The sequence below is a fragment of the Rhizobium sp. F40D2 genome (genome assembly GCF_051810745.2).
Lineage (GTDB): Bacteria > Pseudomonadota > Alphaproteobacteria > Rhizobiales > Rhizobiaceae > Rhizobium.
In genome coordinates, this window is record NZ_CM131436.1 from 4,273,354 (window position 1) to 4,285,155 (window position 11,802).

8 protein-coding genes and 1 pseudogene are annotated in these 11,802 nt (G+C 55.7%); 4 read left to right on the plus strand and 5 right to left on the minus strand.

Going from position 1 to position 11,802, the window contains the following annotated elements:
* The first annotated feature begins 1,083 nt into the window (after positions 1-1,083).
* Positions 1,084-1,965, plus strand: coding sequence for a hypothetical protein (locus ACS4RS_RS20830; protein WP_439009438.1), 882 nt, complete (start codon positions 1,084-1,086; stop codon positions 1,963-1,965).
* Here ACS4RS_RS20830 and ACS4RS_RS20835 read toward each other — a convergent pair.
* The 4 genes and pseudogenes from ACS4RS_RS20835 to ACS4RS_RS20850 all read right to left on the minus strand — a co-directional run.
* Positions 1,962-2,750, minus strand: coding sequence for a hypothetical protein (locus tag ACS4RS_RS20835; RefSeq protein WP_439009437.1), 789 nt, complete (start codon positions 2,748-2,750; stop codon positions 1,962-1,964). The two genes, ACS4RS_RS20830 and ACS4RS_RS20835, sit on opposite strands and share 4 nt — an antisense overlap.
* Before the next feature lie 1,287 nt (positions 2,751-4,037).
* Positions 4,038-5,930 carry a hypothetical protein gene (locus tag ACS4RS_RS20840; RefSeq protein ID WP_439009436.1) on the minus strand — a complete coding sequence of 631 codons (1,893 nt, stop codon included), beginning with the start codon at positions 5,928-5,930 and terminating at the stop codon, positions 4,038-4,040.
* Between the two features lie 26 nt (positions 5,931-5,956).
* Positions 5,957-7,543 carry a P-loop NTPase gene (locus tag ACS4RS_RS20845; protein WP_439009435.1) on the minus strand — a complete coding sequence of 529 codons (1,587 nt, stop codon included), beginning with the start codon at positions 7,541-7,543 and terminating at the stop codon, positions 5,957-5,959.
* A 224-nt stretch (positions 7,544-7,767) separates the two neighbouring features.
* Positions 7,768-8,430 (minus strand): annotated as a pseudogene (locus ACS4RS_RS20850) (SIR2 family NAD-dependent protein deacylase); the annotation flags it as partial.
* A 232-nt stretch (positions 8,431-8,662) separates the two neighbouring features.
* Here ACS4RS_RS20850 and ACS4RS_RS20855 point away from each other — a divergent pair.
* Genes ACS4RS_RS20855 through ACS4RS_RS20865 form a run of 3 tightly spaced genes read left to right on the plus strand, consistent with a single transcriptional unit; the run spans position 8,663 to position 11,258 of the window.
* Positions 8,663-9,487 (plus strand): metallophosphoesterase, encoded by an 825-nt coding sequence (locus tag ACS4RS_RS20855; protein WP_439009434.1) that lies wholly within the window; start codon positions 8,663-8,665, stop codon positions 9,485-9,487.
* 45 nt (positions 9,488-9,532) lie between these two features.
* The gene (locus ACS4RS_RS20860) at positions 9,533-10,444 is read left to right on the plus strand and encodes a hypothetical protein (protein WP_439009433.1); all 912 of its coding nucleotides are present in this window, start codon (positions 9,533-9,535) and stop codon (positions 10,442-10,444) included.
* Positions 10,419-11,258, plus strand: a complete 840-nt coding sequence (locus ACS4RS_RS20865; RefSeq protein WP_439009432.1) for a hypothetical protein — start codon at positions 10,419-10,421, stop codon at positions 11,256-11,258. The genes ACS4RS_RS20860 and ACS4RS_RS20865 overlap by 26 nt, the downstream gene beginning before the upstream one ends.
* Positions 11,259-11,271: 13 nt before the next feature.
* Here ACS4RS_RS20865 and ACS4RS_RS20870 read toward each other — a convergent pair whose 3' ends face one another.
* The gene (locus ACS4RS_RS20870; RefSeq protein WP_439009431.1) at positions 11,272-11,577 is read right to left on the minus strand and encodes a LysR substrate-binding domain-containing protein; all 306 of its coding nucleotides are present in this window, start codon (positions 11,575-11,577) and stop codon (positions 11,272-11,274) included.
* Positions 11,578-11,802: the final 225 nt, after the last annotated feature.

Below are 11,802 nucleotides of genomic sequence, written 5' to 3' on the forward strand. Positions count from 1 at the left end.
AACCGGCATAGGCAGCCCGCCTTCGAATGAGACAAGCGTAGACGCCGCCCTCAACCGTCGAGTTATCGACGAAACCGGTTCGGCGACGTCGGGTATGGCGATCAGCCGGGCCACCTGGGGATGGTTCCCCAGTGCGCTGGAGTATGCTGACTACAGCTACCACCGAACATTCGGCGTAAGACTAGGTAAAACGATAAGGCCTAGGTGGTAAGCAGCGTTCCGATCCCACCTTGAATGAAATCTAATAAACGCCGTTGATAGCCGCGGCGGAGATAAACCGGTTGGCGCAAAGTTCAGCGCTTCATGCTGGATAGTTTGCCACCGATATCTGGTGCTCATGCCTGCCCGCGAAATTACGCTCCAAAGCCTTCTCAAAGCGTTTCTTCGAGATCGATGGCGATAAACAGTTCATCTTCGAGGAGAAGAACCGAAGTCTCCTGCCACTCTGAAGCCATCAAGTTTCCTGTCCGCGGCGAATACCTGACATCGCAGAGAGCGGGGAGCCATCGGATGCACTAAGCACCAGATCGGACATTCGTAAATCTAAGCAAAGGACAGGACATCGGGAAATTTTGAAAGCCCCTAGCCGCGAGGTTCGCGTCGTGTAATTCTTGTAACAGAAATCAAGTTGGAGCTGTGGATATAATGACCCGCTCGCATGGAGGTCGCAGGGCGAGCGCCGGTCGGCCGAGAGGCTTGGAAACCAAGGCTGTAAGGCTACCGGTCGCCGATCTGGCGCGGCGCCCGGCCGATTGTGGGATCCGAGCCGGCGACGTTAACGCGTTCCTGGACGTTGCGCCGCGACCGGCTCAGGCCGTGCCGCCGGTAGGCGCAACCGCTCCGTGCGGATTACCTCCCCCGGCTGACGATTATCCCGACCGGTGTAGGCCCATTGCCTCGATCCGATTGAGGTTATGACGTGGGGAGGTTCACTCCGCGAAAATAAACAATTTTGGATCGGAATCTATAGCCAGATATGTTGTTTGTGGATGGGATTGTTGAATCATGAGCCTGCTGCGAGGACTGACGAGACGGAGCTTCCTTACAGGCCTCGCGGCCTCGGTGTGCTGCGGAAACAGTGCGATGGCCGTGACCAGGACGATGCGAATTCAGCCTGGAGCGTGCAACTTCCTAAACTCTGAGACGGGAAAGGCCGTTTCTGTATCGGAGAGTCTATCAAACGCTGAATCTGTGATCAGCAAAATATGTTCATCGATTGCGCTACCTCCGAAATTTAAATTAGTAGCGGTGGATGACCCAGGCATCAATGCAATTGCCGAAATTGACGGAACAGATCGGTTCATACTCTATGACCGAGCTTACATGTCGACTGTGAGTGCCAGTGGCCTGCAAACATGGCCATCCTTAGCCGTCATAGCCCATGAAATTGGCCACCATCTCTGCGGACATACACTCACGACGGACGGGTCGCGACCACCGCTGGAGCTTGAAGCTGACCACTTCGCTGGCTTCGCGCTGGCGCGCATGGGCGCGGCTCAGACCGACGCTCTGCAACTCTGGTCCTCGATCATTCCCGATGTTGTTTCATCAACTCACCCCCCGAGAAGTCAGAGAATCGATGCAGCAAGGAGCGGATGGATAGTAGCGGTCAACCGAAGTACTGGGCAAGAAAGCCATACGCTTGTCTCGGCCAATCAGAATGCGGCCGGAACTTACGACAGGGTTTTGTCGATCTGGATTAATCACCAATCCTACTGGGAGGAAAACCAACACGGGCATCCGCTCGCGCGATTTATCGAGATCGAGAGAGGCCCTAGTTCCGTTTTTCTCTATGACGCCTCTAGAGATATGACTGTAAGGCTTGAGTTCAGCCAAACCGATGGCATTGCTAGCGGCTACTGGGCCAGGGGAAAAGTTACTGACACACTGATATACTGGAGTCCACTTGACCCCTTTTTCTGGCCAGCCGGGATGCGATCGTCATCTGACGCGATAAAGAATTAGCCCAGCCCAGCCCTGAATAGCTCCGCCTCTATGTCACGCCGCTTTAGTAGACCAGTAGCTCTTGAATCTCCCACCCAGAGCCTTTTCATGGCGATCAACTGATCTGGAATATCCTTCAAATTGCCGGTTAACAACAGTTGCCTAATCATACGCATCTCGCGGCGTCGATCATCTGGGTCGGACGGATCGCGCTTGAGAGCGCCACCTCTGTTGTAAACAAGGTCGACTAACGCGCCAAAGCTATCAGGGGACAACTCTGAAGAACGAGGGAAAACATGCTCCGTCTGACCAGCAGTTTGCTTTATTGCAATCTCAAACTGCTGCTCCGCTGCTGCCCAAGGTATTTCGATGTCTGAGTACATTGAAGGTAGTGTCACTTCTGACTCACCTGGGTGGCCACAGGCAGGCTTTAGTCGTGCAATAACATCCGAGGCAAGAAACGGTGCCCAATCATCCTCAAAATCCTGAGATTCAGTGTAACCCATGTCATAGCCAATACCAATCGTAAGTCCAGACTTAACGCCTGGCAGGATAGGATGTATATACTTCCGTTCGTATACAGCCTTTCCGCTTACCTCGAATGTAGTCATTAAAGATTTTGCACGATCAGAAATCTTCTTCTCAGAAAGATAGGTTTTCGGAAGATGAGGTTGTATAGCGAAATCCTCTGGAGTCGGCCCTCGCTGTCGCAGAAACGACTCGCTGATTTGATGTGCATTTTCGACCATCTGCGGGTCATTTGCCACCAAGGTGAGGTCAGAATCGAATTGAGTGAGTAGGTTCACGGGCTGCTGCCCTCGAGACGCTGGCACTACGAACGTGCTGCCTATTACGCCAAGTGTTAACTGGAGTATTTTCCGACGTGTCTCCATTGATTTTGCCCCTATTTGAAGTTCATTGGTTGTTTTTTGTGCGCTGTTCCAATATCTCTCGAGCACGCGGTGAAGCGTGTATCTGATTTGACCCAGATCATTCTTACTCTGTCAGCGACCGCGAGAGCTGCTGCCCCATTCGTGTTCTTGTCAGGTTGTAGTTCTTGAATGAATACACAACCGGGTTGGCAACTCAATATACGGTCGCACAGAAATGTGCACGAATGGGGCGTATTTCTGTATTTGCCCTTTTCCGATGCGTGTGAACCAACAGTATAGCTGCGACTAAATCGCGAAGGTGGCAATGGCTGTCAGCGCAAGCACTCTCTCTGAGCTTGATAAGCGCTATCTTGGAGCCACGCGGGGAAGTGATTCTTCCTGCTATTTTGTAAGCTGATGAGCAGCCAGGCTCTCTGCTTCTGCGAGCGCGGCAGCTTTCGCTTTGAAGGGCGACGTCTCCTTCGAGTGAGGCTACTATTTCGGAAAGAACCACCGGGCTCCAGGCCGATAGCTGGAGCTGCTTCTCACAGAGCCGCATTCTCGGCGAAAACCAGCCGGAGTAACCGTCATGCAGGGCTCATAGCTTTCCGCGATGATCTGGCTCTCAGCTCGTCGCTCATTCACGGCGACGACCACTTCCAGTGAAAACCTCGAACCGTTCAACCGGCTCATCATCCTAGGCTTTAAGCGTAATCTCTGAAATCGACACATGTCTAAGCCCTCTGTTCAGGCTCACGTCAATCACAAGATAATCCGGAAGGTGGAGTCCAAACGAAGCTTACCCTAGGTGACGATCAATCCTCGACAAAAATCGACTGACATCCGGGATTCCGAACACGAAAAAATGCCTTCTAACATTTCAGACGCCGCGGCGCCGTCTTTCGCCGACTGCCGGTCGAAACCCGGTTGAATCCTTCAGGAGACCAATGTGATATTCCTCGTAACTGCGTGCCTACTTAGCGAGCGAGTGAAGCCTCGCCCCAAACCTGGGATCCAGGACTTCTTCGAAAGGTCTCAAATCGCGATACACTTCGCCACCTATCTGACGATCGACGAGAGCTTCAGGACCTCTCCTGATCATTCGCCGGCGCTCCTGATATGATGCCTATTTATTGACAAATGGAGCGTTTTCGACTTTGCCGCTTCAGCCAAAATGCCCTCTTTCGTCGGTGGCTGCGTCGCGGCGCGGCTAATCTCGACCTACCGTACCTGCGCCGTTTTTGGAGCGCGCTTCGGGATGTCCATCAGCTCTGCCGCCCGCTCCAAACGCCTGCGGGCCAGACCCGTTTCCGACCGCGCTCGCTTTTGCATCTCTCGGTGGACCTTGGCATACCATTCTGCCTCCCCTGCAAGCGCTGGGTACTGCGGCACGGCCTTTCTTCGTTCCTTCAACGCGTTCGCAATCCAGTACCAACCCGTCTTCGGCGATTCCAGCCAGACGTCGACGAACGCCACGGGACTTATGTGAGCAAGTATTGGGACATCTTCGTATTCGATCTCGCCGTTGCGCGTGTGGCAGACTTTTTCGAAGAACTTCTGTCCGTCCGCTTTCATCACCTTGAGCAGAGCGGGCGCTTCCGTGGGCAACGTTCGCTCTCTAGCTTTAATCCGCGCTGCCACAAGGTAGTCGAAGACCTCTTTGAACTCGGCCTTATAGGCGTCCGCCAGCCAGTAGACGACGCCGTCGTGTGACGAAGAGAAGGAATCCGTCCACATCCAACCAGCCGGTCTTGGTGGAAGCGTGCCCCCCTTGAGTAGGTCGTCGATATACACCTTTGCGGCATCCGCCACGTTGCGAGGCGTTTCGTTCGAGACGCCGGCCGACGCCATCATCAGCTTCAACGCGACGATATGAAGGAGCTCGCCGCTCGCCGTCACCTCGCGCTTCGCGAACTGGTCGTTCATACGTTCCAGAGCTGGTCCGACGTCATTGTCGTCCAGCTTGTCGAAACCCCCTACGATTTGCCATGGCGGCGCCGCCGTCTTCTCGATGAAGTACGCGCTTCGATTCAGCTCCTCCCGAACATGCTCGGCCACGTACCGCCCATCGCACAGCATCTCGATCAACGTTTCGTCACTGAAGAGCGTGCTCGCGATATCGACGGACTTATAGCGTCCGGCTGCGACGACAATTGATGGCGGCTCCGCCTCGACGGCGTTGTTCCCTGCGCGCTCTAACCGAAAGGCATACATTCTTTCGCCGCGCCTTTTGAGGTCCGCTCGCTGCAGCCTGTTGGAACGAACCTCGACGGCCAGGGCGGTGAACAGCCGGACGACTTCGACCATCGCGGCCTCGTTCGCGAGATGTGTCTTTTCCAACGTCGCCACGAGGCGACCGACATCCTCAACCACATGACGCAGGACACGCAAGGACGTTGCTTCCGCCTCGCGAAACACCGCAAAAGTGTCCCGCCCTCGACCACCAAGCGGATCCAGTTTCGCAGCCTGCGAGTGAGAACGGACAAATTCCTCGAATGCTTCCTCAACGTTCGGCTCGACGTTCAAGGTCTGGCCGAACACCTTCTCTTTTGTCTCGGCGAACGACTTCACGATCTTCGCGTCGTGGGCGATGACGATCACGCGGCAGCCATGGTGCTCGACATATCGGTTGATCAGCCCGAGAAGAACGTCGTTGGGGATCGTGCAACGTTCGAGATCGTCGAATATCAGCGGCTTCGAAAGATCAACTTCGTTCTTTATGAACGAGCCCGCCAGCAGCCCTGCAAGACCTCCCGTGCCGATGGATCCCCAAATTGGCAGCTTGAGTTCGGCGTCGTCCACCTTCTCTGCAAAGCGCTTGAAGGCCGACGCTCGAGGGAACATCTTCGCGAAGACCTGCGCTTCGACATCCTGGGGAGTGGCAAGACCGAACAGCGTTACGTAGTGCGCGTGACTGTCTGGCAGTGCCCGTTTCACCTGGTACGTCTTGCCGCTTCCCCACTCCCCCGTGACAAGAACTGCGTAGCCGGGCTTGGTCCTCCCCACGTAGTAGGACAGGTACTGCTCAAGATGCGTCTTCGGATCGACCGCCAAGGACAGGACGGGCTTGTCCTCCGTCGCTGCGGACTTCACGCTCCGTTTCCAGAATTGCATGCTTTCTTTCCTAATTGGCCTCGAGGTCATGCACCCTCCGGCTCCCGCTCGACGATGTCCGCGTCCGGAATGATGTCCTCTGGCAGTTCTTCATCAGTGGTCGAGCTCTGGCCGCCGACGCGACGGGTGAACTTGACGATGATTGCGGTGATCTGCGGATCGCCCAGCTTGTCTTCCGCCGACTTGAGATGCTTCATCGCCTCATCGAAGTACGATAGATCTCCGGTCAACCGGTAGTATTCCACCCCGAGTTCGGCATAGGCGGCCAGCACGTTCTTATTCGACGCATACCGCTCGGCCCCGACGACTGCCAGTTCGTGGGCCTGCTCCAACATCGCCACTCGATCTTCCAACAGGATTCCGGGAGTATGAATGGCGCGCTCCACCTGGTACTTTATCTTGTATCGGTGAACCGGGCCGTCCCTGCCGAAGTCCTTCTCGAAAAGCTTGATTTCGGTTTCGGCCCTGGAAAACTCGTGCATCTCGATAAGATTGCGTATCAGGCGATGGCGCGGCACACGCTCGCCCGGCGCCCTCGAAATCATCTTCGCAAGAAGGCGGTTCTGAATGTTCTTATCGGCGATGCGCGGTATGCCGCTCTCGGTGTTGCAGAGTTCGCGAAGGGATCGCACCTCGATGTCGAACGTCGGCGAGATGTTGTCGATCACGTCCTCGAAAAGTCTGATCATTTTGTCGAGGTTTCCGAACTTGAACTTTGTGACGATGGCCGCGATGACCGGGTGCCGGCACCGCCAACCGAAAATCCCGTCCCGGACATGATAATCATATTCGCTGACGATGTCCGTCAGTCCCTCCAGTGCCGCTGCGACTTGCTGCGCTGGGAGACCAAGTATCCGGATAACAAGCTGGCGGTGCACGTTAATCCCCGCCGTCTCCATTGCCGCGACATATCGGAAGATATCTTGCAGCGGCTCAGACAAAGACGCGAAGTCCTGAAGGATGATCGCGTCAAGAGAGTCGGTATTGTAGATGTTCTTCAGGCACACGAACATATCCTTGGACGCCCGGACGGTCAGACGCCGGCGCCTCTCGGATCTGTCAAATCCTGCAAAGTCGTTTCCTGCAAGGCGTTTGATTTCCGGGACCCTCTCGACCATGTCCAGCAGTGCGTCGATCTCCTGATCGTTCAGCGTCGAGAGGTTGAAGATTCTTCCGTGCCGAAAAAGATTGCCGGTCTTGATACGGGGATGCCAATGGTTGCGGGTCGACGCGAGCAGGATCTTAAGATGGGCGTTGTCTAGGATAGCCAGCCGGTCGATCAGTTCGTTCAGATCGCTGAGATGAAGGTGCGCGTCGTCCACGAATAGGACTCCGACCTCCTCCGTTGCCTTCAGGTTGGTGGCGACCTTCTCCCATAGCCGGGGATCGAGCGTGTGACGACCACCATGTTCCCAGCTCTTCCAGCCCTTGCTCCGGCATTCCACCAAAACCTGTTTCGCGGCAGTGCTCTTTCCCACTCCGCTAGCGCCCAGGATAGCGGCGACAAGGCTGAAATCGGTCGAGAGGTGGGACTGGATGCGTGAAGCAAGAGTACGTTTGAACGTGAAACCGGCGACGATGTCGGCGTATGTCGCGGGCCATCCCGTATACATCGACGAAAAGTTGGCTGGCAGCGTGACCGCGTGCTCCACGTCCGTCGTGACCGGCACCAGAGCCGGTGCGACGTCGAGGGATTCCCTGCAGTCGAGTTGGCGATCGGTCTGTCGGGCACCTTCTTCGCAAGTTCGATGAAAAAGTCATCGATGCTCCCGAATACGACGCTGAGGCCGAACTGCTCGTACAGGGACGCGCGATCCTCGTCAGGAGTATACGAAAGAAGCCATACCCGACCGCTTCCGAGCGTCTCTCTGTTAAGCCTTGCCGCACGTATCGCCAACTCCTTGAGGTGGGCATCGCCAAGCGAGTGGCCGATGATGACGAGGTCGGCAGAGATCAGGTCAGACTTCATCCGGTCGTAGAGCTGCTCCCGATAGTCCGACGTCTTCGTGTAGTCGGATTCTGTCAGAATGATCCGCGAGTTGTGGCCATCCGACTCATCCTTCTCTATCGTCCCGTGCAACTTGAACAAGGAAACGTCGGCTTGGCCGTGGTCACTGTTGAAGTCGAAGTTGGAAGAGAAGACCTTCGCGCGCTTCTCCCGTTCTTCGTAGGCAACCTCGATCAACCCGTCGTAGTTCGTCGTGTAAATGCTTTTCCAGTCGTAGAGCGGGAGGTTGCGCAGACCGCCGGTCGGCTTCAGACCGGAGCAGAACCTGCGGAGAAAGCTGATGACCTTCCTTCTAGATTGGGATTTATTCTCGGCCAATTGGGTGATCTCGCTCAGCGAGAAGTTTTCGGAGACGTTGAATTCCTTCGCATAGGCGGCGACGAGGCGTCCGACGCTCGGAGCTCCGGAAGGTATCGACGAGCCGGATCCGAAAAGTAGCACGGTCCGGCTTGGAGTGATTTCGTAGATCAGGTTTTCAAGGGTTTGAGACATGGCCGCCCGCGAGTTTTGTTAAGCCCGGAGCGTGGATCGATTCATCATAAGTTGTCAATCTGACGACAGTCGCTGCCGTAGAACGTGCACAGGCATGATTGAAGTCGGCGCCCACGCCGAATGCCGCTGTTGCAGAACTCTACGAGGATTCAAATTGTCTCGAAATCTTTGCATGGGCCTAAAGGACTCGCCAGCTACAGATGTCGCCGTCACTCATCTGGAAGCTCTCATCATGAAGACCTACGCCATTGGCGACGTCCACGGCCGCGCGGACCTACTCGGGGCCACGCTCAAATTCATCGAAAAAGAAAACCGTGCCGCACCGACCGGCTATCGCGTGATCTTCCTGGGCGACATCATCGATCGTGGGCCAGATAGCAGAGAGGCGATGAACCTGGTCGTGGCGGAGCTGGCACGGTGCGAGGGCAGCCGGCTCATAATGGGGAACCACGAAGAGTTCCTCCTCTACTTTCTCGAGTTGCCAGAAAAGCGTGGCCTGGTATTCGACCATTGGATACGAAACGGCGGCCTGGCATGCGCAGCATCATATGGCCTTGATACGTCGCGACTGTATCACGACGACCGCGACGCCCATCAGGACCTGCTCGAACTCCTCGAAGTCCATCCTGCACATATCGCAGCGATCAGGTCGTCGGTCGCGATGGTCGTCGACGAGGGGCACATCTTCGCGCATGCAGGACTGCGCCCTGGTGTTCCGCTCTCAGAACAGACCACGAAGGATCTTCGTACGATCAGAGGGCCATTCCTGGAAAGCGACCACGACTTCCGCCGCATCGTCATTCATGGCCACACGATAACTGCATCCGGTCGCCCTGAAATTTACAGCAACCGAATTGCGTTGGATTGCGGCGCCGAACAGACTGGACTTCTTGCTGCAATCGAGATTGAGGGCGGTCAACCTCACCGATACCTTGCTGCCCGGAAATCGGGCCGCTGGGACATGATCGAGGTGGTCGATGTCGAACCCGTCGAGTTCCGCACGCGGACCTCAATTACGCATTCGAATTTAGGTACTTCCGTTAACCGAGTGTTCTGAATGGCCGGCTATCAACCGCCACCCCTTGCAACCTGCGATAGGACAATGACTACTTCATTCAGTTTTGACGATCTTGAAAAGAAGCTCGGAAGCGACGGACCAGCTTCGCGAAATTATGCTGAGAACCGTCGCGCAGGAGACGACGCAAAAAACCGCGGGGTCTATTACGAGCGATCATTCGCGACATTTCAGATTCTCTCCGCGGCAAAGTACTGCATCGAGAACAACCGGGATGGTCACAAGATACTCTTCAGTTCCCGCGCGGAATGCCTGGTCGACGACCTCTTGATAAAAACTCCCCGCGGCACCTGGCTATATGAAGTCAAGTATCGAAAGCGTCTGGCCTGGCGGGACGTCCTGCGTCCGTTCAACATCCAGCTTCGATGGAATATGCTTTTCCCTGCGGGAACGAAGATTAGATTGGCGCTCGTGGTCCCGACCTCAGAGCAGCAAACAGCTCTGGTCTCAAAAACTCCACCCGAGATGGCAAGCGTGAATGTCAGGCTCTTCGAATGTGGCGACCATAAACACGACACCCTGCGACATTTCTTTTTTGTCGAGCATTTCGACGCGTCGACCTTGGAGAACTTGGCGGACTACGTCGAGGACGCCTGGGTCAGGCTCAATTTCGAGGCGTCGGTTCGGACAATCATGAAAGCTGCGGGCGAAAAAGCGAGACACAAGATTCGATCGCTAGAACCCAATTTCGTCCTGGACCAGGACACAAAGGATATTCTGAAAGGGATAAAGGATCTCAAAACCAGGATCATGGGAGACGGCCTCCATTACTCTCATCGAACAGAGGACATCGGGTTCTGGCTGCCTTATGCATGTGGATCGGAGAGTTGGGAAAAGCTCGTCGCCCTGTTGAAGGATGCGAAGACCCGACCGAAAACATTCTTAGAGTTTACCAAGTGCGTTAGGATCAGACATGTCCGGCCTCTATCCGCTCGATAGCAAATCGAACGATCTCGAAGTGGTGACAGAACTGCTCGACAGAGTGAGCCGCCGTTCTCCGCCTGCGGCAGAACTTTTTAAGGTCGGGCGCGCCCTCGCCCAGCGGCTTGCCGACGCCTCATTTCAGAAGAACGACGAGATCGTAGTTGTGATCGAGGCCGAGGAAGTTGATTCCCTAGGAGCCGGTTTTCTGTCGGGTCTATCCGAATTCTCGGTTTGCTTGGTGTGCCTATGGGCAGAGCGAGTCATCCTGAAGACCCGTGCAAACTTCGGAAAAATAGCACAACGGGAAATCGTGGAGATCATGGGACAATACGCGGGCAAGGTACCCCGCGAGGTCGATCATCTCGTGATTTTGCAGGGATGCGACGTGCGCCCGAACTACATCCACGCGGCAATACTGAAGCTCGGTGGAATGACGTTGGCCAGAGATACGACGGTTGCCACGCCAGTGGCGTTTGATGACGCGCAGGCTCGCATCACGGCTCAATTCTCGCGCTCCGCACCGCCAAAGCTCTCGATCGTGGCCCTCTGTGGCGTGACGGGCGCTGCACCGCAGGCGATCTCCATCGCAGAATTGCGAGACAGGCCCGCGGAGTTGCTTCAGCTTGACGTTGGGGAATTCAAGACTTCGTACATTCCAGACATCGTGGCATTGATCCTGGAGCGTTCGGAGCTGGTGAGCGACGTCGGCGTCGAGACGGAACTTCCACAGTCCTCTACTCCGGAGGACGAGCCATCAGAAGTTCCGAATGACAATGCTGGCACACGATCTGATGAAGGCGACCTAGACGACGAATTCAAGCCCTGGTGACGTCTGCCCTTCTTTACAGCCCCGCGCCGCTTGCCCCGGCGACGGCCTTCACCCAGCGAATGAAACTGCCGGCGGCTGCACTGAGGCGTCTGGAACGGGTGATCAGATAGTAGGCGTTGTTCGTGGGAAGAAACATGTTGGGGAACGGCGCGACCAGATCACCTGCAGCGATGGCGTCGGTCACCAACTCCATCGCGAACAGTGCGATCCCGTGGCCCTGGATTGCGGCATGCCGCAACATCGCGGTATCCCGAAAGACATGGCCGCCCTGCGGAAGGATCTGCGATGCTCCGACCGATACTAACCACTTTGCTCTCATGTGCCAAGTGCCACCAGACGTGATCTTCTCTCCGTGACGGACCACTTAGATTTCGAGCCGCGCGCGGGTCACTGCGGGGCATCAACCGGCTTGACCAATTGCGGTGATACCCCAGCCGAAAGGACAACCGGACGGCGGATAAACTATGTTAGCCCACGATAATTCCCTGTGAGCTGCGGTATTTTCAGTAAACTTTCAATCAGAAAGTAGGCTATTGTTTCGAGA